The sequence below is a fragment of the Rhodococcus sp. NPDC055112 genome, from assembly GCF_053607505.1.
On sequence record NZ_JBSGTR010000026.1, the window covers coordinates 18,453 to 45,378 of the forward strand.

A 26,926-nucleotide genomic window follows, 5' to 3' on the forward strand; every position below is an offset into this window, starting at 1 on the left:
ATGACGACTACACCTTCGCAGGGGCCAGCCCAAGACCCTTACGGGCAGTTCACGGCATTTCCGCTGTCGGCAGTCCAACGGAGCATGTGGTTCGCACAGCAACTCAGCCCCACCGTCCCGGAGTTCATCGCGCATTACATCGAACTGCACGGCGACCTGGACCTCGAATTGCTCCGCAGATCGGTCGATGCCACCGCGCTCGAGTTCGAATCCCCGATGCTGAAGATGGTGGACGTCGAGGGCGAGCCGTATCAGGTGATCGACCCGAACTGCGACACCTCCACCGGATACATCGACTTCCGTGGGGAACCCGATCCGACCGCCGCGGCACACGCGTGGATCGAGGGGGAGTACACGACGCCGGTCGACCTGGCCCGCGACCGACTGATCGATACCTCCGTCCTCCAGGTCGGCGACCGAGATTACTTGTGGTACGCGCGAATTCACCATGTGGTCCTCGACGGCTACGGCGGTGCGACGCTGATCAACAGGATCGCGGCGCACTACACCGCGGCTGTCAACGGCACCGAGCTCGCACCGAATCGCGCCCTGCCCGTGCGCGACCTCTACGACCTGGATCAGAAGTACCGGAACTCGGACCGCTTCACCGCGGACCGGAACTACTGGGCGGAGCACATCGTCGGCATCGAGTCGGGTTCCACCCTGGCACAACGGGAGGCGCCCGCCACCGCGCGCAGTTCGTTGGTGAGTGCTCGCCTGTCGGACGCGGGCCTCTCCGCGCTGGAGGACTCGGACCACCGGGTCGGAGCGACCTCGGCCGCGGTGATCATCGCGGCCTTCGGCTGCTACCTCGGGCGGATGACGGGCGAGCGCGACCTCCTGATCAACCTGCCCGTGTCCGGCCGGACGACAGCGCAGTTGCAGCGATCAGGGGGCATGCTCGCCACGGTCGCGCCGCTGCACATCACGGCGGACGATTCCGACACCGTGGCCGAGCTCGTCGCGCGGGTCCAGCTCGAGCTCATGGGGGCACTCCGGCATCAGCGGTGCAGCGTCGAGGACATCCGTCGCGACGCCGGGCTGACCGGCTCCTCGCGTGGGCTCGCGGGTCCGATGGTCAACGTCATGCTCTTCAACCAGGTGGTCACCCTCGGTCCCATCGTCGGCGGCTATCACATCGTCACCTCTGGACCCGTCGAAGACCTGCTGGTCAACATCTACAAGAGCGGCGCCGACGAGCGGACCCTCGTCGACTTCCGTGGCAACCCGAACCGATACGACGACGACGAGCTGCGGACGCACCACGCCCAGTTCGTCGAGCTGCTCGAGGAGTTCCTGGCCGCCACGCCGAGCACCAGGCTCGGCGACATCCACGCGACCAGCGCGGAGGCGGGCGTCCGCCAACGCAAGATCAACGAGGACCGCGACTACTGGACCCGCGCGCTCGCCCACCTGCCCGCGGCCGCCTCGGTTCCCCTCGACCGGCCTCGGCCCGTACGACCGTCGGGCCCGACGGGGCACGTCGACATCGAGATCGATCGACGCGTCCACCGCCGTATGGCCGACCTGGCCTGGCAGTCGGACTCGAGCGTCTTCGCGGTGATGCACACCGCGCTCGCCGTGTTGCTCGGCCGGCTCGCGGACACCGAGGACATCGCCCTCGGCACCATGGCCAATCGCTGGCAGGCGACCGAGCCACCCGACACCGCAGACCCGGGCAACCCTGTGGTGTTGCGAAATACGGTCGCGGCGGCCTCCACGTTCACCGACCAGCTCGCTGCCATCCGCGATTCGGACCGGATAGCGCTGCGACACTCCGATCTTCCGTACGAGAAGGTCGTCGAGGGACTGGTCGCGGCAGCGGGTGGGCCAACGGAACCGCCCTGCCGGGTCCTGTTCGAATTCGGGAACAAGGGCGACCCCGAATCCGGGCCGGACAGCCTGAGGATCGGCACGGGGGAGGTCGACGTCCGCCTCGTCTTCACCGAATTGACCACCCACGCCGGGGAACCCGCGGGGATCGCGGGCCGCATCCTCTTCCAGACAGACCTGTACGACCGCGCCACCATCGCCGAGTTCGCGGACCGGATCGACCGGATCCTGCAGAGCGCCACCGCCGACCCCGATCTGCCGGTCGGCGACATCAGACTCCTCGGGCCTGCCGAGTTCGACTCGCTCGCACCCGTCCTGGGCGCACCGGGGGTCCCGCCACGGACACTGCCCGACATCCTCTCCGCTGCCGCAGCGACAGCACCCGACAACGACGCCCTGAAGTTCGAGGGCACCAGCCTGACCTATCGCGAACTCGAGGATCGGTCCACCCAGCTCGCACGTCTGCTGATCGGTCGCGGAGTCGGCCCGGAATCCGTTGTGGCGCTGTCGATCGCCAGGTCGATCGACTCGGTGCTCGCGCTGTGGGCGGTCGCCAAGTCCGGCGCGGCCTTCGTGCCGGTCGACCCCAACTATCCGCAGGACCGCATCGAGCACATGCTCACCGATTCCGGCGCGGTCCTCGGACTCGCCGCAGGTGACGGCGAACGGTCCGGCACCACGCCGTGGCTGGACCTGCACGACCCCGAGCTGGGTCGCCTGTGGTCCGAGCAGTCGACGGCCCCGATCACCGATGCGGACCGCACCAGCCCACTGCGGATCGACCATGCGGCGTACCTGATCTACACCTCCGGGTCGACCGGCCTGCCCAAGGGTGTCGTGGTCACCCACCGAGCCCTGGCGAACCTCGCCGCCGATGCTCTCGAGCGGTTCGCCGTCACGCCCGACTCGCGAACCCTGCACTTCAGCTCGCCCAGCTTCGACGCGTCGATCATGGAGCTGTTCATGACCGTCTGTGCAGGCGCGACGATGGTCATCGCCCCGTCCACGCTGTACGGCGGCGCCGAGCTGGCCGAGCTCCTCGGCCGTGAACGAGTCACGCACGCGTTCGTCATCCCGGCCGTACTCGCCTCTGTCGACCCGGCAGGACTCGACCAGATCCAATGCATCCTCACGGGCGGAGACGTCTGTCCGCCTGCACTCGTCGAACAGTGGGGCCAGGGTCGGGCGCTGTTGAACGGGTACGGCCCGACCGAGGCCACTGTCATCGTGAGCGCCGCCGGACCGCTGTCGCCGGGGGAGAGGGTCGGCATCGGCCGCCCCTTCGTCGGCTTCGGGCTGATGGTGCTCGACTCCCGCCTGAACCCGGTCCCGGTCGGGGTTCCCGGCGAGCTGTACATCTCCGGCCCCGGTGTCGCCAGGGGATACCACCGGCGACCGATGACCACCGCCGAGCGTTTCGTCGCGAATCCACATTCGCGCTCAGGGGCGCCGATGTATCGCACGGGCGACCTGGTCCGGTGGGCACGGAGAAATGGAGAGATCTCACTCGAGTACCTGGGCCGCACCGACTTCCAGATCAAGATCCGTGGTTTCCGGATCGAGCTCGGCGAGATCGATGCGGTGCTGCGCTCGCATCCGAGCGTCGGTTTCGCGCTGACCACCGGCCACCCTGGCCCCTCGGGTGACACCGTGCTGGTGAGCTACCTCGTGCCCGAACCGGGATGCAAGGTCGACGAAGCGGGAGTCCTCGACCAGGCCGCGGCCGCGCTGCCCGCACACATGGTGCCTGCCAGCATCACCGTCCTCGACGAGGTGCCATTGACCCCGGCGGGCAAGGTGGACCGAAAGGCGCTGCCCGCGCCTCGTTTCGACGGGAGCATTGCCGGATACCGGGCGCCGCGGGGCGAGACCGAGGAGGCGGTCGCGGCGGTCCTCGCGGGTGTGCTGCAACGCGAACGAATCGGCGCCGACGACAGCTTCTTCGACCTCGGCGGCAACTCCCTGGTCGCCACCAAGGTGGTGACCAGGATCAACGCCGCCCTCGGCACCGACATCGGGGTACTCGACCTGTTCGAGGCACCGACCGTCGCGAGCCTCACCGAACGAATCGGAGCCGGCGGCGTGCGCACCGCGCCAGGACCCGTCCTGCGGGCGGTACCGCGGACCGGTCCGGTGCCGGTATCGCTGGCCCAGCAACGGATGTGGATCGTCAATCAACTGGACACCTCCTCGGCCGCCTACAACATCCCGATCGCCGTGTCCCTGTCGGGCCAGCTGGACGTGGCCGCGCTCCGGATGGGGCTCGTCGACGTCCTCACCCGCCACGAATCGCTGCGCACCGTCTTCCCGAACAGCGAGAACGGCCCGGTCCAGGTGGTGCTCCCGGCCGAGAGGGCGATCCCCGATCTCGAGGTGACCGCCACCAGCGAGGCCGAGCTCGACGAGCGCCTGAAGCTGATCGCGACCGCGGGATTCGACGTCGCCGAGGACCTGCCGGTCCGGATCAGGCTGCTCCGCACCGGCCCCACCGAGCACGTCCTGGTCATCGTGGCCCACCACATCGCGGCGGACGGACTGTCGATGCCGCCGCTCGCGCGCGACGTCATGACCGCATACGTCGCCCGATCGGCGGGGCGGGCACCGGATTGGGCGCCGCTCGAGGTCCAGTACTCGGACTTCGCCGTGTGGCAGCGCGAGATCCTCGGCTCCGAACACGATCCGGAGAGCCGGCTCTCGCGGCAGCTCGACTTCTGGACACGCACACTCGACGGCGCACCGGAGCTGCTCGAACTGCCAACCGATCGACCTCGGCCCGCGAAGCCGACCGTTCGCGGCGGCGTCGTCGACTTCACCATTCCGCCGCACCTGCATCGCGGGCTGCTCGAGATCGCGGGGGCGCGGAACGCCAGCCTGTTCATGATCCTGCACGCAGCGCTCGCGGTGCTGCTGGCGCGGGCGAGCGATTCGACCGACATCTCGATCGGCACCCCGGTAGGCGGGCGCGGCGAGGCGGCGCTCGACGACGTGGTCGGCATGTTCGTCAACACCCTCGTCCTGCGCACGCAGGTCGACGGTGGCGGCACCTTCTCCGACCTGCTCACCCGTACCCGCGCCACCGACCTCGAGGCCTTCGGGCACACCGACCTCCCGTACGAACTGCTGGTGGAGGCGCTGCACCCCAATCGCTCCGCCGCGCATTCGCCGCTGTTCCAGGTGATGCTCGTCCTGCAGGGGCTCGAGGGCACCGAACTCGAACTGCCCGGCCTCGACGTGCGGATCAGCGATGTGGACACCCAGACCGCCAAGTTCGACCTCCAGGTGATCCTCACCGAGAACTGGGAGGACGCGGATTCACCCGGTCGTGAAGGACAGCGCGAACCCGGGCCGATCACCGCCCAGTTCTCCTATGCCCGTGACCTGTTCGACCCGGCCTCGATGTCCGGGTTGGCCGAGCGGTTCGTCCGGATCCTCGAGGCGGTGACCACCGACGCCGACGCGACGGTCGGCGACATCGCCCTGCTCGGTGCCTACGAGCAGGAGCGAGTGCTCGAGGGATGGAACAACACCGCCGTCCCTGTCCCCGACACCACGCTCGTCGGACTCCTCGACGAGCAGGCGGCGCGCACGCCGGACGCGATCGCACTCGTGGTCGATTCCGGGCGATTCACCTACGCCGAGTTCGACGCGCGGGTCAATCAGCTGGCCAGGGAGCTGATCTACCGGGGTGTCGGGCCCGAATCGCGCGTGGCCGTGGCCATCCGGCGCTCCACCGAACTCGTGATCGGCATCCACGCGATCGTCAAGGCCGGCGGCGCGTACGTTCCGCTCGACCCCGACCACCCCGCGGCCAGGACCGAGTACGTGCTCGACAGTTCCGCACCCGTGTGCGTGCTCAGCACCGCGGCCGACCAGACAGAACTGCGCAGCACCGCCATGGTGCTGGAGATCGATTCGACGGACCTGTCCAGGCACTCGGCCGCTCCGATCACCGATGCCGACCGGACCGCACCGCTGCGACCCGACAACACCGCCTACGTCATCTACACCTCCGGCTCCACCGGCCGCCCGAAGGGTGTCGCGGTCACCCACCGAGCCATCGTCAACCGCCTGATCTGGATGCAGTCCACCTACGGGCTCGATCCGACCGATGCCGTGCTGCAGAAGACGCCTGCGACGTTCGACGTGTCCGTGTGGGAGTTCTTCTGGCCGTTGCAGACCGGCGCCAGGCTGGTCGTCGCGGCACCGGACGGGCACCGTGACCCCGGCTATCTCTCGCGCATCATCGAGGCCGAGCAGGTCACCACCATGCACTTCGTGCCCTCGATGCTGGCCGCCTTCACCTCGGAGGCCGACCCCGAGCGGTGCGCCTCACTGCGCCGGGTGTTCTGCAGCGGCGAGGCGCTGCCGCCCGCCACCGCCGACGCATTCCGGCGGTTCAACGGTGCGGCCCTGCACAATCTCTACGGCCCAACGGAGGCCGCGGTCGACGTGACCTCGTGGGAATGCAGTGAATACGACCGGGTCACCGTGCCGATCGGCGCACCGGTGTGGAACACCGGCGTGTACGTCCTCGACTCGCGACTGCACCCGGTTCCGCTCGGGATCCCCGGCGAGCTCTACCTCGTCGGCAGCCAACTGGCCCGCGGCTATGTGGGCCGCAGCGGGCTGACCGCGGACCGTTTCGTTGCCAGTCCTTTCGGCGCCCCAGGCGAGCGGATGTACCGGACCGGAGACGTCGTCCGCTGGCGGCGCAACTGGGAAGCGGTCGGATCGCTGGAGTATATCGGCCGGTCCGATTTCCAGGTCAAGCTCCGCGGACTGCGGATCGAACTCGGCGAGGTCGAGTCGGCCATGTTCGTCGACCCCGCGGTGGCGCAGGCCGTTGTCGTCGTGCACGACAGCCCCATCACCGGGGAGAGCCTTGTCGGCTACGTGATCGCGGAGACCGGTGCCGAGGTGGACACGGCCGGGCTGCGCGAGTCCCTGGGAAAGCTGCTGCCCGGCTACATGGTGCCCGCGCAGATCATGGTGCTCGACGAGTTCCCGCTCGGCGCCACCGGCAAGCTCGATCGAAAGGCCCTGCCCGCACCCGATTTCCTGGTCTCCGGCGCGGAGTACCTGGCACCGAGCAACCCGATCGAGGAGATCCTCGCGACGATCACCGCGGACCTGCTCGGCAGACCGCGAATCGGCGTGCTCGACAATTTCTTCGATCTGGGTGGGAACTCGCTGATCGCCACCAGGCTCGTCGCACGGGCCAACGCGGCGCTCGGGTCGCAGCTCGGGGTTCGCGAGGTCTTCGACTCCCTGACGGTGGCAGGCATGGCGGCCCGCATCGAATCCCAGGCCTCCCACGAGAGCGGCAGGCCCGCACTGGTCGCGGGGTCGCGCCCAACGCCGGTGCCGGTCTCGTTGGCCCAGAAGCGGATGTGGTTCATCAACCAGTTCGACACCGATTCGCCGGCCTACAACGTGGCGATGGCGGTGCGCCTGAGCGGACGACTCGACGAGGACGCGTTGCGGGCGGCCGTGACGGACGTACTCGAGCGGCACGAGTCGCTGCGAACGCTCTTCCCGTCCGTCGACGGCGAACCGACCCAGGTCGTCGTGTCGACCGCCGAGGCGTTGCCGGACCTGCCAACCGAGCAGATCCACGCGGCGGACCTCGACACGCGGATCGCCGCACTCGCGGGTTCCGGATTCGACGTGACGGTCGCGGTTCCGTTGCGCGCGGGGCTGTTCCGAACCGGCCCCGATGAGCACGTGCTGGCCCTCGTCGTGCACCACATCTGCGCGGACGGGTTCTCGCTGGCCCCCCTCGCCCGGGACCTGATGGTCGCGTACACCGCGCGCTCCGATGGGCACGGCCCGCAGTGGGCACCGCTTCCGGTCCAGTACGCCGACTTCACGCTGTGGCAGCACCGGGTACTCGGTGAGTTCACGGATCCGGGCAGCCTGCTCTCGATCCAGCTCGACCACTGGCGGCAGGAGCTCGACGGCATGCCGGAGCTGCTGGCACTGCCGACCGATCGCCCGCGGCCGCAGGTTCCTTCCATGCGCGGCGCCGTGCAGGAATTCGACATCGACCAGCAGGTTCACCAGCAGCTGGTACGGCTGGCCCGCGAGCACAGTTCCAGCGTGTTCATGGCCGTGCATGCCGCACTCGCGGTGTTGCTCGCGCGCTCGTGCGACACCGACGACGTGCCCATCGGCACCCCCATCGCGGGCCGCGGCGAAGCCGCCCTCGACGACATGGTCGGCATGTTCGTCAACACCCTGGTACTGCGAAGCCGGGTGGGGGGCGACACGAGCTTCGCCGACCTGCTGGCCCGGACCCGCGAGACCGACCTGCGCGCCTTCCACCACGCGGACCTCCCGTTCGAGCGCCTGGTCGATGCACTGTCATTGGAGCGTTCGACCGCCTACACCCCGCTGTTCCAGGTGGTGTTCGAGTTCCGCAACAACGAACGGGCGCGACTCGAGCTGCCCGGACTGACCGTCGAGGGCATCGACCTGGGCACGGAGATCTCCAACTTCGACCTCCAGCTCACCTGCACCGAGGAGTTCGACGAGACCGGGGCGCCCGCGGGCATCTCCGCCGGGTTCACCTACGCGACCGACCTCTTCGACCCCGCGACCGTTGCCGGGTTCGGTCGACGGCTGGTGACGATCCTCGCCGCGGTGACCGCCGATCCCGCCGTCGCGGTCGGGGACATCGATCTACTCGATGCCGCCGAACTCTCCGAGCTCGCCCCCGCACGCGGCGCCGCATCCGTGGCCGCGCGCACGCTTCCCGAGATCCTCGCCGCCCCCGTCGCGCTCACGCCAGACTCGGCCGCGCTGGTCACCGAGGATCACGAACTGACCTACCGCGATCTCGACGAGCGGTCGAACCGGCTGGCCCGGATCCTGATCGGGGAGGGCGTCGGTCCGGGTTCGGTGGTGGCGATCGCGGTTCCCAGGTCGGTCGAGTCGGTGCTGTCGGTGTGGGCCGTGACGAAGACGGGTGCCGCCTTCGTTCCCGTCGACCCGGACTATCCGCAGGAGCGGATCGAGCACATGCTCACCGACTCCGGGGCGACCGTTGGCATCACGCTCGCCGCGTTCGCCCGGCGGCTGCCCACGCTCGCTCGGTATCTCGAACTCGACGCGCCGGAAGCGGCGGCGGCGCTGGCCGCTGGTGCGGCAAGTGCGGTCACCGATTCCGATCGGATCGCCCCGTTGTCCCTCGATCACCCGGCGTACGTGATCTACACGTCGGGGTCGACGGGCACCCCGAAGGGTGTCGTCGTCCCGCACCGCGGGCTGGCGAACCTCGCGGCCTCGATGCGAGACCGGTTCACCATCACCCCGTCGTCGCGAACGCTGCACCTGTCCTCGCCCAGTTTCGACGCATCGGTCCTCGAGCTGGTGATGGCGTTCGGCGCGGGCGCGACCATGGTCGTCGCCCGGCCGGGCGTCTACGGCGGAACAGAACTCGCCGACCTGCTCCGCCGCGACCGGGTCTCGCACGCATTCGTCACCCCCGCCGCGCTGGAATCGGTCGATCCGCACCAACTCGACGACCTGGACTGCGTCGTGACCGGCGCCGACACCTGCCCGCCGGACCTCGTCGGAAAATGGGTCACCTCCCGGCGGCGGATGTTCAACGGCTACGGCCCGACCGAGGCGACGGTCGTGGCGACCGTCAGCCCCCCGATGAGTCCCGGCGAACCCGTGGTCATCGGGCGACCGATCCGGGGCTGCGGCCTGCTGGTCCTCGATTCGAGGCTGCGAGCGGTGCCGGTCGGGGTCCCTGGCGAGCTGTACATCAGCGGGCCCTCGCTCGCGCACGGCTACCGCAATCGCGCAGGCACCACGTCCGATCGTTTCGTGGCCAACCCGTTCGGCGGCCCGGGGGAGCGGATGTACCGGACGGGGGACCTGGTCCGGTGGGTTCGCGCTGCAGGCGATGGGACGGGGGCCGACGGGACCGCACCGGTGGGTGACCTGGAGTACCTGGGCCGCACCGACTTCCAGGTCAAGATCCGCGGGTTCCGGATCGAGCTCGGCGAGATCGAGTCGGCGCTGGCCAGCTACGAGGGCGTCTCCAGCGCGGTCGCGACCGCGCACTCGAACGGCTCGGGCCCGGGACGGCTGGTCGGCTACGTGGTCCCCGAGCCGGGCGTGGTGCTCGACGAGGCGTCGATCCTCTCGTTCGTCAGCGGCATCCTGGCTCCCTACATGGTGCCCGCCGCGCTGGTCGTGCTGGACGTCCTGCCACTGACCCCGGTGGGCAAGCTCGATCGGAAGGCGTTGCCCAAGCCCGACTTCGGTGCCCTCGCCACGCCCGGCCGGGCGCCGGACTCCGAACTCGAGGCCGTCCTGGCGACGTTGTTCGCCGATGTGCTCGGCCTGGACGCGGTGGGCGTGGACGACTCGTTCTTCGCGCTCGGCGGCGACAGCATCATGTCGATCCAGCTCGTGTCGCGCGCCAAGGCGGCAGGCGTGGTGCTGACCCCGCGAGACGTGTTCGAAGCCAAGACCGTCTCGAAGCTGGCCCTGGTCGCCGGGCTCGGCGAGACCTCGGAGGTCGTCACCCTCGAGGAACTGGCAGGCGGCGGCGTCGGCGAGATGCCCCTGACCCCGATCGTGTCCTGGCTGCTCGAACGCGGCGGCAACTTCGACCGGCTCACCCAGTCCGCCCTCCTCATCGCGCCCGAGGACCTCACCGACACGGGGGAACTCGGCCACGCGATCCAGACCGTGCTCGATCGGCACGACATGCTGCGGGCCCGGTTGCAGACGACCCCGGCCACCGATTCGGGCACGCGTGCGGACGCGAGAATGGTGGTGACCGCGCCGGGGAGCGTCGACGCGGCCGACCTCATCCGCCGGATCGAGGTGTCCGCACCGCCCGAGGACCCCGACTTCGACGCCGAGGTGATCGCACAGTTCGAGGCGGCCGAGCACCGGCTCGACCCGGCCGCGGGCGTCATGATGCAGGTCGTATGGCTCGATTCCGGCGCGGGCATCGGCCGAATCCTGATGGTGGTCCACCACGCCGTGATCGACGGGGTGTCGTGGCGCGTGCTGGTGCCGGACCTGGCGTCGGCATGGGCGCAGATCCGCGCCGGTCAGGATCCGGAGCTGGACCCGGTGGGAACCTCGATGCGCCGCTGGGCGCACGCCCTCGTGCAGGAGAGCGAGAACAGGACCGGAGAGCTGGTCCGGTGGCGCGAGATGCTCTCCGGGACCGACCCGGTGATCGGTTCGCGCGCACTGGATCCCGTGGTCGACACGAGCGAGACCGTGCAGAAGATCACCGTCGAACTGTCGACCGAGGTCACCGACGCGGTACTCACGAGGATCCCGGAGGCGTTCCACGGCAGCGTCAACGACGGCCTGCTCACCGCGCTGGCGATGGCCGTGTCCCGGTGGCGTCGCGACCGCGGAGTACACGCGAGCGCGACGGTGGTGAATCTCGAAGGCCACGGCCGCGAGGATCAGGTGATCCCCGGCGCCGACCTGTCGCGGACGGTGGGCTGGTTCACCACGGTCTACCCCATGCGGCTCGACCTGTCCGACATCGATCTCGACGACGCCTTCGCGGGCGGCCGCGATGCCGGTGCGGCGGTGAAGGCAGTCAAGGAACAACTGCTCGGGGTCCCCGACCACGGCATCGGTTTCGGCATGCTCCGCTACCTGAGCGAACACACAGGAGAACTGGGGGAGCTGCCGTCGCCGCAGATCAGCTTCAACTACCTCGGCCGCCTGACCGCGGGCGGCACCGACGACGGGCCGGGCATCGGGTGGAGCCCGGTCGCGGACACCGATCTGGATCTCGTCGGCACCGTCGACATGCCACCGGCATCGGTGCTGGACATCAACGCGGTCACCACCGAGACCGCCGACGGCCCGCTTCTGCGGTCCACCTGGGCCTTCCCCGACGAGGTCCTCACCGCCGCGGAGGCGAGCGAACTCGCCGGACTGTGGGCCGAGGCGCTGACCGCGCTGGCGCGGCACGCCGCCACCCCCACCGCGGGCGGGCTCACCCCGTCGGACCTCGACCTGGTCGACCTCGAGCAGGGCACCATCGAACGACTCGAGGACCGGTACCCCGACCTCGCCGACATCTGGTCGCTGTCCCCGCTGCAGACCGGACTGCTCTTCCACGCGCTCCTGGCCGACAAGTCGGTGGACCAGTACACGGTGCAACTCGCGCTCGACGTCCGGGGCGCCGAGCCCGACCGGATCCGGCGGGCGGGCCAGGCCCTCCTCGACCGGCACCCGAACCTGCGCACGTCCTTCATCGCCGACATCGACGGCGCCACCGTGCAGGTGCAGCACGCGCACGTGCAGGTGCCGTGGACCGAACTGGACGTGAGGGGGCTCGACGACCGGGATCGTGAGGCCGAGGTCGCACGCGTCATGGACGAGGACCGGCACCACGGATTCGACATGAAATCGCCGCCACTGCTGCGATTCCTGCTCATCCGGACCGGCCCCGACACCCACCGGCTGGTGATGACGAACCACCACATCCTGCTCGACGGCTGGTCCGCGCCGCTGCTCCTGCGGGAGCTGCTCGCCCTGTACGCGACCGACGGCGACGCGACGACACTGCCTCGGGCCAACGCCTATCGGGACTACCTGAAGTGGTTGTCCCAGCGCGATTCCGAGAAGTCGATGGACGTGTGGATGCAGGCTCTCGCCGGAGTCGACGAACCCACGCTGGTCGCGCCGCTGGACCGGGCAAGGCTGCAGTGGGACACCGCTCTCTCGGTTCTCGTCGAGATGGGGGTCGAACGGACGCAACGACTTCGGGCCGTGGCACGCGAGCGCGGACTCACCCTGAACACGCTCGTCCGGGCCGCCTGGGGGATCATCGTCGCCGAGCTGACGGGCCGCGACGACGTGGTCTTCGGCAGCACCGTGTCCGGGCGCCCCCCGCAGATCCCCGGCATCGAGTCGATGATCGGACTGTTCATCAACACGCTGCCCGTCCGGGTCACCCTCGACCCGTTCGAGAGCCTCGGCGAGCTGCTGAGTCGAATCCAGGACGAGCAGACAGCCCTGCTCGATCACCACTACCTCGGACTCAGCGACATCCAGGACGCGGCTGGGCCCGCGGCCACCTTCGACACCCTGACCGTCTTCGAGTCGTACCCGTTCGACCGGGCGGCACTGACCGCAGATGTCGACATCGCCGGGCTGCGTGTGCTCGGGATCCCCGAGATCAACGACGCGGCCCACTATCCGCTGGCGATGGTCGCCTCCGCGGAGGACCAGTTGCGACTCAAGGTCGAGTACTTCCCGGATCTGTTCGAGCGCGCGGACGCGGAGACCATCGCCGCGCGCACCGCGCGGGTGCTGGACGCCTTCGCCGAGACCCCTGACCTGCCGCTGTCCCGGCTGCGGCTGCTCTCACCCGAGGAGGAGACCGAACTGCTCCCGGTCGACGGCGGCGCGATCGAGAGCGCGCTGACGCTGCCCGAACTGTTCACGAACGGCGCGAACATCGACCCCGCCGCGGTGGCGCTGTCGATGGCAGGCCGGGAGATGTCCTATCGCGAACTCGACGAGCGCTCGAATCAGATCGCCAGGAGTCTGCTCGACCGGGGCGTCGGGCCCGGTTCGGTCGTCGCGCTCGCGATCAGGCGTTCCATCGAATCGGTCATGTCCGTCTGGGCGATCGCCAAGACGGGAGCGACCTTCGTCCCGGTGGACCCGAACTACCCGCAGGACCGGATCGAGCACATGCTCTCGGACTCCGGGGCGACCTTCGGGGTGACCATCGGCGAATACCGCGACCGGCTGCCGGGCACGGCATCGTGGTCGGTGATCGACGAGCAGGAGGCCTCGGCCGAGTTCGACGGCAGGTCGACGGCCGCGGTCACCGATGCGGACCGCCCGCGCCCGCTGCGGGTCGACGACATCGCATACGTGATCTACACGTCCGGCTCGACGGGCCTGCCAAAGGGCGTGGTGGTTTCGCACAGGTCGTTCGAGAAGCTCGTCGCCGTGCAGCACGACCTGTTCGCCCCGACCTCGGCATCGCGGACCCTGCACTTCGCCAGTCCCAGCTTCGATGCGTCGATCTTCGAGTACCTCCTCGCCGCCGGCGCGGGAGCCACGCTGGTGATCGTCCCGCCCACGGTGTACGGCGGGCTCGAACTGGCTCGGCTGCTCAAGCAGGAACGGGTCACCCACGGATTCATCATCAGCTCGGCGCTGTCGGGGATGGACCCCACCGGCCTCGACGACTTCCAGGACGTGCTGTTCGGCGGCGAGGCCGCCCCGCCGGAGCTGGTGCCGCGCTGGGCCCCCGGGCGGCGGCTGTGGAACGCGTACGGCCCGACCGAGGGCACGATCGTGACGAACTTCAGCGATCCGGTGTCGGTGGACGAGCCGGTCACCATCGGCGGACCGCTGCGCGGGATCCAGGAGATCCTGCTGGACGGCTTCCTGCGTCCCGTGCCGATCGGGGTGCCCGGCGAGCTGTACATCGCGGGGCACAACGTCGCGCTCGGCTACCACCGTCGAACCGGCCTCACCGCAGGTCGATTCGTGGCGAATCCGTTCGGCGGCCCCGGCGACCGGATGTACCGGACCGGCGACGTCGTGCGGTGGGTGCGCTCCCCGGAGTCCGGCCGTCTCGTGATCGAGTACATCGGGCGCAGCGACTTCCAGGTCAAGGTCCGCGGGTTCCGCATCGAACTCGGCGACATCGACAGCGCCCTCGGCGAGCACGACGGCATCGACTTCTCCGTGACGATCGGGCACGGATCGGCGAGCAACGCGGTCCTGGCGTCGTATGTGCTGCCCGCCGCCGGACACCGGATCGAGCCGGCCGAGGTCCGCGAGTTCCTTTCGACCCGGCTGCCCGCGCACATGGTGCCCTCTGCCGTGATGATCCTCGACGACATCCCGCTGACCCCCGTCGGCAAGCTGGACCGCGCCGCGTTGCCCGCGCCGGAGTTCGTCGCCACCACCGAATTCCGGGCGCCGACCACGGGGCTCGAACGCACCGTCGCCGATGTCTTCGCCTCGGTCCTCGGCCTCGACCGCGTCGGCCTCGACGACAGCTTCTTCGACCTCGGCGGCAACTCGCTGAGCGCGACCCGCGTCACCGCGCGGCTGTCGTCCGCACTCGAGATCGATCTCAGCGTCCGCGCCCTGTTCGAGGCGCCCACCGTCGGCACCCTCGCGCAGCGGGTCGCCCTGTCCGACGGTGAGCACCGGCGCCCACCGCTCGAGGCGGGCGACCGGCCCGAGCGACTCCCGCTGTCGTTGGCGCAGCAACGGATGTGGTTCCTCAACCAGTTCGACACCGAGTCCGCCGCGTACAACATCCCGCTCGCCGTACGCCTGACCGGGCACCTCGACACCGAGGCCCTGCGCGACGCCGTCGCCGACGTCGTCGACCGGCACGAATCGCTGCGCACCCTGTTCCCCATGGTCGACGGTCAGCCCACCCAGGTGATCGTGCCCGCCGCGAACGCGGTACCGGACCTCACCGCCCTCGACACCACCGAGTCCGAACTGCCTCAGCGCATCTCCGACCTGATCTCCGGCGGGTTCGACGTCACCGATGCGGTTCCCGTCCGCCCGGCACTGCTGCGCATCGGCCCCGACGAGCACGTGCTCGTGCTCGTCGTGCACCACATCAGCGCGGACGGTTTCTCGATGTCCCCGCTGGCCAGGGACGTGATGGCCGCCTACACCGCGCGGGTGTCCGGCGTCAGGGCGCCGTGGTCCCCGCTGCCGGTCCAGTACGCCGATTACGCGCTCTGGCAGCACCGCGTCCTCGGCTCCGAGGACGACCCCGACTCCCTGCTCGCGCGCCAACTCGACCACTGGACGCAGGTCCTCTCGGGGTTGCCCGAGGTGATCGCGCTGCCGACCGATCGACCGCGGCCCGTCTACCAGAGCTTCCACGGCGAACGATTCGAGTTCACCGTGCCGCCGGAGGTGCACCGCGCCCTCGTCGACCTGGCACGGCAACACAACTCGACGATGTTCATGGCAGGCCACGCCGCGCTGTCGCTGCTGCTCGCGAAGCTCTCGGGGACCACCGACATCTCAGTCGGCACCCCGATCGCGGGACGCGGCGAGGCGGCGCTCGACGATCTCGTCGGCATGTTCGTCAACACCCTCGTGCTACGAAGCGAGGTGGATCCGCGGGCCTCCTTCGGGGAACTCCTCGACAGCATTCGCGAGATCGACGTCGACGCGTTCGCGCATGCGGATCTTCCGTTCGAGCGACTCGTCGAGGCGCTCGCCCCCGAACGGTCCACCGCGCACTCACCGTTGTTCCAGGTCCTGCTCGAGTTCCAGAACAACGAGCCGCCGCACCTGGAGCTGCCAGGACTGACCGCGGACGGGCTCGATCCCGACCTGGCCGTCGCCAAGTTCGACCTGCAGCTGACACTGGCCGAGCGGTACGGCGAGGACGGGAGTCCCGCCGGGATCTCGGCGGTGTTCACCTATGCCGATGATCTGTTCGAGCCGGCCACCGTGCACGGCTTCGCGGGGCGACTGTGCGCCCTCCTCGACACGGTGGCAACGGATCCCGACCGTGCGGTCGGGGACATCGAGATCACCGCCCCTGCCGAGCGTGACGCCATGACCTCGCTCTGGAATGTCGCAGGCGTGCCTGCACCGGTGGGCACCCTGGTGGATCGGTTCACGAGCACCGTCGCCCGGCGGCCGGGAGCGGTCGCCGTGTCCTGCGATGGCGAAACCATGACCTACGCCGAACTCGACGACAGGGCCAACCGGCTGGCCCGGGTCCTGATCGACCGGGGCGCCGGACCCGAAACCCTCGTCGCGGTCGCGCTGCCGCGAACCAATGACCTGATCGTGGCGCTGTTGGCCGTCGTCAAGTCCGGCGCAGGCTACCTACCCATCGACGTCACCTACCCGGCCGACCGGCTGACCTTCATGCTCGAGGACGCGGACCCGATCTGTGTGATCGCAACCGGCTCCGACCTCGACGGCCTGCCCGGCACCGATGTGCCCGTCCTGGTACTGGATTCGGATGAGCTGGTCACCCGGCTCGCCGCGGAATCCGGCGCGCCCGTGACCGACACCGACCGGCGCGCCCCGCTCGATCCGGCGGACACCGCCTACGTGATCTACACCTCCGGGTCGACCGGTCGACCGAAGGGCGTAGTGGTCTCGCACCGCAACGTGCTCACCCTCTTCGCGAACACCGAAGAGAAGTTCGGGTTCGACGAGTCCGACGTGTGGACGATGTTCCACTCCTACGCCTTCGACTTCTCGGTGTGGGAGCTGTGGGGCCCGCTCCTCTACGGCGGCACGCTGGTGGTCGTCGACTACTACACCGCCCGCTCGCCGGAGATGTTCCTCGAGCTGTTGCGGCGCGAGCGGGTGACGGTGCTCAATCAGACGCCGACCGCGTTCTACCAGCTGGCCGAGGCGGACCGGCTGGCTACGGGGGACACGCCCGATCTGGCGTTGCGGTACGTGATCTTCGGCGGCGAGGCGCTCGACCTCGGTCAGCTCGGCCGCTGGTACAGCAGGCACGGCGATACCGCCCCCGCACTGGTGAACATGTACGGCATCACCGAGACCACGGTGCACGTCAGCCATCTCCCGCTCGACCGCGCCTACGCCGCCGAGGCTTCTGCGAGCGTCATCGGCCGGGCGATCCCCGGTCTGCGGGTGTCGGTGCTCGACGGGCGACTGCACCCGGTGCCGCCAGGGGTGACGGGGGAGATGTACGTCGCGGGAGATCAGGTCTCGCGTGGCTACCTCGGCCGGGCGGCGCTGACGTCCACGCGGTTCGTCGCCGACCCAACGGGTGCCCCCGGTGCCCGGATGTACCGAACCGGTGACGTGGCCCGCTGGAATCGGGATGGCCAACTGGAGTACCTGGGCCGCAGTGACTTCCAGGTGAAGGTCCGTGGGTTCCGGATCGAGCTCGGCGAGATCGAGGCTGTCCTGCTGAGGGTCCCCGGCGTCGCGCAGGCCGTGTCCCTGGTGCGCGAGGACCCGCGGGGCAATCGGTTGATCGCCTACGTGGTCCCGGAGCCGGGGGAGCGCCCGGACGAGAACGAGGTGCTCGAGTTCGCGGGCACCCAACTCGCCTCCCACATGGTGCCCGCGGCGGTGCTGGTCATCGACGAGCTTCCGCTGACCGCGAACGGCAAACTGGACCGAAAGGCACTGCCGGAGCCGGATTTCGCGACCCGGGTCCATGCCGGCCGCGCGCCGAGCACCGAGACCGAGACCGTCTTGGCGTCCCTGTACGCCGAGGTGCTCGGTCTGGAGTCGGTGGGCGTGGAGGATTCGTTCTTCGCGCTCGGCGGTGACAGCATCATGTCCATCCAGCTCGTGTCCCGGGCCAAGGCGGCCGGTGTCGCGATCTCGCCGCGGGAGGTCTTCGAACACAAGACCGTCGCCGCGCTCGCCGTCGTGGCCGACTCGGCCGAGGCGGGGGACGCGATCGTGCTCGACGAGCTCGCGGGCGGGGGAGTCGGCGACCTGCCGTTGACCCCCATCATGCACTGGCTGACCGACCGGGCCGGAGCCGCAGGGGACATCCGCCGTTACACCCAGACCGCGCTGCTGACGCTGCCGCCAGGAGCGGACGCGGACACCGTCGACCGCACGCTCCAGGCGGTTCTCGACCACCACGACATGTTGCGGTCCAGGGTGATCCAGCGCGACTCCGACCGCGAACAGGCGATGACGGTCGCCGAACCGGGGTCGGTGCCCGCCGCATCGGTACTGCGCAGGGTCGCGGTCGCAGGAGTGGAAGGCCCCGAGTTCTCCGCGATCGCGGCGGCCGAACTCGACGCCGCGGCAGACCGACTCGACCCGCACGCAGGAACGATGCTGCAGGTGGTCTGGTTCGACCCATCGGACAGCGGCGAACCCGATGCCTCGGGCCGACTGCTGATGGTCGTGCATCACGCGGTGATCGACGGGGTGTCGTGGCGGGTGCTGGTCCCGGACATGGCGTCGGCGTGGGCACAGATCCGCGCCGGTCAGGATCCCGTCCTGGCGCCGGTGGGGACCTCGATGCGCCGCTGGACGCACGCGCTGGCCGAGGCGAGCGCGACCAGGTCCGGGGAGATGGACCTGTGGCGGCGGATGCTGACCGGTCCGGATCCGGTGATCGGTTCGCGTGCACTGGATCCGGTGGTCGACACCAACGAGACCGTGCAGAAGATCACCGTCGAGCTCCCGAGCGAGGTCACGGAGTCGCTGCTGACGCGGCTTCCCGAGGTGTTCCATGGCAGCGTCAACGACGGTCTGCTCACCGCGCTGGCGATGGCCGTGTCCCGGTGGCGCTCCGCCCGCGGCGAAGAGGTATCGGCGACGGTGGTCAATCTGGAGGGCCACGGCCGCGAGGACCACGTGATCGCGGGCGCCGATCTGTCGCGGACGGTGGGCTGGTTCACCACGATCTTCCCGGTCCGGCTCGACCTGTCCGACATCGATCTCGACGACGCCTTCGCAGGCGGGCCGGATGCGGGCACCGCGGTCAAGGTAGTGAAGGAGCGGTTGCTCTCGATTCCCGATCACGGCATCGGCTTCGGGATGCTCCGGTACCTGAGCGATCACGAGAACGAATTGCGCGAACTGCCCGCGCCGCAGATCAGCTTCAACTACCTCGGCCGGATGACGGACGGAGCGGGCACGCTGGACCCCGGCACCGGTTGGACCCCGGTCACCGACACCGACCTCGACGACGCCCCGAGCAAGCAGATGCCGGTGGCGTCGGTACTGGACATCAACGCGCTGACCCTCGGTTCCCCGGATGGGCCGCGGCTGCGCGCGACCTGGTCGTTCCCGACGCGGGTCCTGCGAGCCCTCGAGGTCCGCGAGTTGGCGGACCTGTGGGCCGAGGCCCTGACCGCGCTGGCCCGGCACGCCGCGGCGCCAACCGCGGGCGGGCTCACGCCGTCGGACCTCGCCCTGGTGGACCTCGAGCAAGACGCCATCGAGCGACTCGAGGGCAGGTTCCCCGGCCTCGCCGACGTCTGGTCGCTGTCCCCGTTGCAGTCCGGCCTGCTCTTCCACGCACAGATGTCGGACGTGTCGGTCGATCCGTATCTCGTTCAACTCACCATGATCCTGCGGGGCACGGTCGACCGGGACCGCATCCGCAGGGCCGGTCAGGCGCTGCTCGACCGGCACCCGAACCTGCGGGCGGCATTCGTCGCCGAGCAGGGCGGTGTCGCCGTCCAGGTCATCGAAGATCACGTCGAGCTGCCATGGCGCGAAGTCGATCTCGCCGAGACGGCGTCCGAGGACCGCGAGGACGCCCATGCCGAGGTCGTGGCGGCCGACCGGGCGACGAGGTTCGACATGTCGTCCGCGCCGCTCCTGCGCCTGCTGCTCGTGAAGTTCGACGACGACGAGTACCGGTTGACGCTGACGAACCACCACATCCTGATCGACGGCTGGTCGACGCCGATCGTCATCCGGGACCTGCTGACGCTGTACGCGACCGACGGGGACGCCTCGGCACTGCCGCCCGTGCACCCCTACCGCGAGTACCTGGCATGGATGTCCCGGCGCGACGTCGATCGGTCGAACGAGGCGTGGCGGCAGGCGCTCTCGGACGTCGAGGAACCGACGGTGCTGGCGCCCGTGAACGACGGCCGCCCGCATTCGGGCAGCCGGGAGATCGGGCTGACGCTGTCCGAAGCGGAGACCAGCATGCTGCGGGCGGCGGCGAGCGAGCGCGGCCTCACCCTCAACACGATGCTCCAGGCCGCCTGGGGAATCGTGCTGGGCGCGCTGACCGGCCGCGACGACGTCGTGTTCGGCAGCACGGTCTCGGGCAGGCCGCCGGAGATCCCCGGCATCGAATCGATGGTCGGTCTGTTCATCAACACGCTGCCGGTCCGGGTCATCCTCGATCCGTACGAGACCCTCGGCGGGCTGCTCGACCGGGTCCAGCACGAACAGGTCGCGCTGCTCGACCACCACTACCTCGGACTGGCGGACATCCAGAAGGTCGCCGCACCCGCCGCCGCCTTCGACACCCTCACCGTGTTCGAGTCCTATCCGATCGATCGCGCAGGGCTGACCGAGCAGACCGATATCGCGGGCATGCGCATCGCGGGCTTCGACGGGAGGGATTCGGCCCATTACCCGCTGGCCATCGTCGCCTCCGGCGAGGCGAACCTGCACCTGAAGCTCGAATACCTCGCCACGGCCTTCGACGTGGCCGCGGTGGAGTCCATCGCGGCCCGGGTGCGCCGGGTACTCGTCGCGATGGCCGACCACCCCGACCTGCAGCTCGCCCGGATGGACCTGCTCTCCGCCGACGAGCGCGCCGCCCTTGTCCCGGTACACGGGAGGCCAGGCGTCTCGGCCCGGACGCTCCCGGAGCTGTTCGAGGACGCGGCGGCCGCGAGCCCGGAGGCCACCGCACTGATCCACGAGGGACGCAACGTCAGCTATCTCGAGCTCGATCTGCGTTCGACGCAGTTGGCGCGCCTGCTGATCGCGAGGGGAGCGGGCCCGGAAACCTATGTTGCTCTCGGCATCCCGCGATCCATCGAATCGGTGCTCGCGGTGTGGGCGGTGGCCAAGACCGGTGCGGCGTTCGTGCCCGTCGACCCCAACTATCCGCAGGACCGCATCGAGCACATGCTCACCGACTCCGGCGCCACCCTGGGACTCGCGATGACCGCGGATCGCGAGCGGCTGCCCGACTCCGTGCCGTGGCTGCTCCTCGACGGGGCGGACTGCACCGCCGAACTGGCGGCCCAGTCCACCCATCGGGTGGTCGACGCGGACCGGGTCTCGCCGATCAGCATGAACAACGCCGTCTACGTCGTCTACACCTCGGGTTCGACCGGAACACCCAAGGGCGTGGTGATCACGCACGTCGGCCTGGAGAACTTCGCCACCGACCAGCGGGAACGGTTCGCCACGACGCCGATGTCGCGGACCCTGCACTTCTCGACGCCGAGCTTCGACGGCGCCGTCTTCGAGTACCTGCAGGCGTTCGGGCTCGGCTCGACGATGGTGATCGCGCCGCAATCCGTTTACGGCGGAGCCGAACTCGCGCACCTGATCAAGGTCGAGGGTGTCACCCATGCGTTCGTGACGACCGCCGCGCTGGCGACGGTTGACCCGGGTGGCCTCGTCGAGTTCCAGCACGTGGCCTTCGGCGGTGAGGCCTGCCCGCCGGAGCTGGTCACCCGGTGGGCACCGGGTCGCAAACTGACGAATGCGTACGGCCCGACCGAGACAACGATCATGGCCAACATAAGCGACCCGATGACGGTGGGTGAGCCCATCACGCTCGGCGGACCGATCCGCGGCGTGTCCGAGGTCGTGCTCGACGGGTATCTGCGGCCGGTTCCCGCCGGGGTGCCCGGCGAGCTGTACATCGCGGGTGTCGGACTGGCGCGCGGGTACCACAGGAGGGGTGCGCTGACCGCGGACCGGTTCGTGGCGAATCCGTACGGGCAACCGGGAGATCGGATGTACCGCACCGGGGACATCGTCCGCTGGCGGCTGGAACCCGGGTCCGGCGAACGCACGGTCGAGTACATCGGGCGCAGCGATTTCCAGCTGAAGGTGCGCGGCTTCCGGATCGAGCTCGGCGAGATCGACTCCGAGATCATGGCGTACCCCGGGGTGAGCTTCGCGGTGACCGTCGGCGTGCCTGGTCCGTCCGGCGACACCGTGCTGGCCAGCTACGTGGTACCGATGGCGGACGTACCGGTGCGGGTGCCGGCGTTGACCGATCACCTGGCGGGCAGGCTGCCGTCCCACATGGTGCCGTCGAGCATCGTCCTGATCGACGAGATCCCGCTGACCCATGTCGGCAAGCTCGATCGGTCGGCGCTGCCGGAGCCCGAGTTCCTCGGCACCGCCACCGAATACCGCGCACCGAGCACACCGCTCGAACGCACCATCGCCGAGGTGTTCGCCGCGGTTCTCGGTGTCGATCGGATCGGCGTCGATGACAGCTTCTTCGACCTCGGCGGGAACTCGCTGATCGCCACCCGCGTCACGGCACGGCTCGGTACCGCGCTCGGCGCGAAGATCGGCGTCCGTGCGCTCTTCGAGTCGCCGACCATCACCGCACTGGCCGCACTGCTCTCGCCCGAGCGCACCGGCACCGATGCGCGGCCTCCGCTCACCGCGATCGAGCGACCGCCGGTGATCCCCGTGTCGCTGGCCCAGAAGCGGATGTGGTTCCTGAACCAGTTCGACACCTCATCGCCCGCGTACAACATCCCGCTGGCGGTCACGCTGTCCGGTCGCCTCGACACCGAGGCGCTCGGTGCCGCGATCCGGGACGTGCTCGACCGGCACGAGTCGCTGCGCACGATGTTCCCCGTCCACGACGGCGAACCCACACAGCTCGTGGTGCCCACCGACCAGGTCATGCCCGCCCTCACGACGATCTCCGTCAGCGACACCGAACTGAACTCGCGCATCATCGAACTCGCGGGCGCAGGCTTCGACGTCACCGCCGCGGTTCCGGTGCGGGCCGCGTTGCTCCGGCTCGGCGAACTCGAACACGTCCTGACCATCGTGGTGCACCACATCTGCGCCGACGGTTCCTCGCTGGGACCGCTCGCCAGGGACGTCATGGTCGCCTACAACTCCCGGGTCAACGGCTCGGCGCCGGGCTGGGACCCGCTGCCGGTGCAGTACGCCGACTACACCCTCTGGCAGCACCGCATGCTCGGCGCCGAGGACGATCCGGACTCGTTGATCACCGCGCAGCTCGAGTACTGGAACGAGAACCTCGCGGACCTGCCGGACGTGATCGCGCTGCCGACCGACCGCCCACGTCCGCTGCAGCAGACCTTCCGCGGCGACCGCATCGAGTTCGCGATCGACGCCGGACTGCACGCCCGCATCAACGATCTGGCGCGGGCGAACAATTCGACCGTCTTCATGGTGATGCACGCGGCGCTCGCGGTCCTGCTGGCCCGGCTCGGCGACACCGACGACGTCGCCATCGGTACCCCGATCGCCGGTAGGGGTGAGGCCGAGCTCGACGAGATGATCGGCATGTTCGTCAACACCCTCGTCCTGCGCACCCACGTAGACCCCGATGCCGGCTTCCTCGAGCTGCTCGAGTCGGCCCGCGAGACAGATCTCGCGGCGTTCGCACATGCCGACCTCCCGTTCGAGCGGATCGTCGAGGCGCTGAACCCGGCCAGATCCACCTCCTACCAGCCCCTCTTCCAGGTCGCGCTGGAGTTCCAGAACACCGAACAACCGCATTTGGCGCTCCCCGGCCTCGACGTCGACGGCGTCGACCTCGACATCCGGGTGGCGAAGGAGGACCTGGAGCTGATCCTCGCCGAGAACATCGCGGCGGACGGCACCCCGGCAGGGGTGCGCGGCGGCATCGACTACGCCACCGACCTTTTCGACCCCGACACCGTGCGCGCCTTCGCGGACCGCTTCGTCCGGCTTCTCGACTCGGTGACCTCCGACCCGCATCGGGCGATCGGCAACATCGGCATCCTCGGCGAGGCCGAGATGTCCGACATCGCGCCCGCGCTCGGACCCGAGGGCGGCGCACCGCAGCTGTGGCCGGAGATCCTGTCCGCCGCCGCGGCCGCCGCACCCGACTCGCTCGCGCTGTCCTTCGAGGACCAGCACCTGACCTATCGCGAACTCGACGAGCGTTCGAACCGGTTGGCCCGCGTGCTCCGAGAGTCCGGTGTCGGCCCGGAGACCTTCGTCGCGCTTGGCCTGCCCCGCTCGATCGAGGAGATCGTGTCGATCTGGGCGGTCGCGAAGGCAGGCGCCGCGTTCGTGCCCGTCGATCCGACCTATCCGCCGGAGCGGATCGAGTACATGCTCGTCGACTCCCGTGCCGTGGTCGGGCTGACCGTCGCGTCACGGCGGGGCCAGCTTCCCGACACGATGCCGTGGCTCGTGATGGACGCCCCCGACTTCCTCGCGGCCATGTCCGCCGTGTCGGCGGACCCGGTCACCGACGCGGACCGGACCGTCCCCCTGCATCTCGCCCACCCGGCCTACCTGATCTACACCTCCGGATCGACCGGCCTGCCCAAGGGCGTCATCGTCACGCATCAGGGCATCGCGAACCTCACCGCGGAGGAACACAGCCGGTTCGGCGTCACCGAGCATTCGCGGGTCTCGCACCTGGCGTCCCCGAGCTTCGACGCCTCCGTGTTCGAGCTGATGATGGCCTTCGGCACCTCCGCGGGCGTCGTCATCGTGCCGCCCACCGTGTACGGCGGACCAGACCTCGAGGACCTGCTCCGGCGCGAGCACGTCACCCACGCCTTCATCACCCCGACCGCCCTGGCCTCGATGGAGGACCGGGATCTGACCGAGCTGAAGGTTCTCGCGGTCGCCGGGGAGGCCTGCCCGCCGGACCTGGTGGACGTCTGGGCGCGAGAACGCCGGATGTTCAACGGCTACGGGCCGACCGAGACCACCATCCAGGCCAGCGTCAGCGACCCGATGGAGAGTGGAGTGCCGGTCAACATCGGCAATCCGGCCATCGGATTCGGCGAGGTCGTGCTCGATGCGCACCTGCAGCCCGTGCCGATCGGGGTGCCGGGCGAGATGTACATCCTCGGTCTCGGGCTGGCCCGTGGCTACCACAACCGGATCGGGCTGACCTCCGAACGCTTCGTGGCGAGCCCGTTCGGCGATCCGGGGCAGCGGATGTACCGGACAGGGGACATCGTCCGCTGGCAGCGCGACCCGCGCACAGGAGATCACACCATCGAGTACATCGGCCGCAGCGACTTCCAGGTGAAGGTGCACGGCTTCCGCATCGAACTCGGCGAGATCGACACCGTGCTGACGCACCACCCCGACATCGCGTTCTCGGCCACCATCGGCCGGACCGGACCGTCCGGGGACACCCTGCTGGCGTCCTACGTGCACCCGGTGGAGGGCCGCACACTGGTGCCTGCCCAGGTCAGGTCCTTCGCCTCGGGACGCCTGCCCGCTCACATGGTGCCCGCCGCCGTCGTGGTCCTCGACACGATCCCGATGACGCCCGTCGGCAAGCTCGATCGAAAGGCGTTGCCCACACCCGAGTTCGGTGCTCGCGCCGACGAGTACCGCGCGCCGGTCACACCGACCGAACTGGCGATCACCAAGGCCTACGCCGAGGTGCTCGGCGTAGAACGCGTCGGCGTCGACGACAGCTTCTTCGACCTCGGGGGCACCTCGATCGTGGCCACCCGGGTCGTCACCGAGCTCCGCGAGCGGTTCGGGGACCGGATCCAGCTGCAGTCGATCTTCCTCGATCCGACCCCGGGCGGCCTGGCGCACCGCCTCGACGAGGAGTCGTCGCAGTCGGCCGCCGATGAGGCTCTGCAGGTGGTGATCCCGCTGCGGCCCAGCGGCACCAAGCCCGCCCTGTTCTGCGTGCACCCCGGAATCGGCCTGAGTTGGGGATACGCCGGGCTGGTTCAGCACCTCGCCCAGGACCGCCCCGCGTTCGGCCTGCAGCTGCCGCTCATCAGCGGGGGGCCTCGCTTCGAGTCGATCGAGCACCTGGCGCACCGGTACGTACAGGAGATGCGCGCCGTCCAGGGCCACGGCCCGTATCACCTGCTCGGCTGGTCCCTCGGCGGTGTGATCGCGCACGCGATGGCCGTGGAACTGCGGCGCGACGGCGACGAGGTGGCGACGCTGGCGATCATGGACAGCTATGTCACCGCGGACGGAATCCCGGAGGTCCTGACCGTCGAGGAACTGTTGCAGGGCCTCGGGCTCGACCTCCGCACCCCGGAGGGGGAGGAGCTGACCTACGCACGCGCGGTCGAGCTGCTCGACGAGTCCCTCGGACAGCAGACCGGCCTCACCGCCGCGCATCTCGAGCGGATCAGCGCCGGCTTCACCAACTCGGCGGAGATCATGCACCGGTTCCGTCCCGCGGTCTTCGACGGAGACCTGCTCTTCTTCAGCGCGGCAGGCGCTTCCGGCAACGGCGAGCATTCGCCGGAGGAGTGGCGTCCGGCGATCACCGGCGGAATCCGTGAGGTCCGGGTGGACTGTGGTCACAACCAGATGATCGAGGCCGACTCGTTGGCCGTGGTCGGCCCGGCGCTCGAGGCGTACCTCTCCTCGCACTGATCGGTCACGGTCGCCGGATCGTCGACTGCTGTCCGTTCCGTGGGCCGTCCCACGAGGG

The 26,926-nt window shown here is 69.5% G+C and carries 1 protein-coding gene; it reads left to right on the top strand.

The genetic code is table 11. From position 1 onward, the window contains the following. Positions 1-26,868 (top strand): non-ribosomal peptide synthase/polyketide synthase, encoded by a 26,868-nt coding sequence (locus ACWFRB_RS13840; protein ID WP_452641709.1) that lies wholly within the window; start codon positions 1-3, stop codon positions 26,866-26,868. The last annotated feature ends 58 nt before the right edge of the window (positions 26,869-26,926 follow it).

Bases quoted from the DNA above. Each gene is read 5' to 3' on its own strand.
- ACWFRB_RS13840 (WP_452641709.1), top strand. From the start codon at position 1: ATGACGACTACACCTTCGCAGGGGCCAGCCCAAGACCCTTACGGGCAG.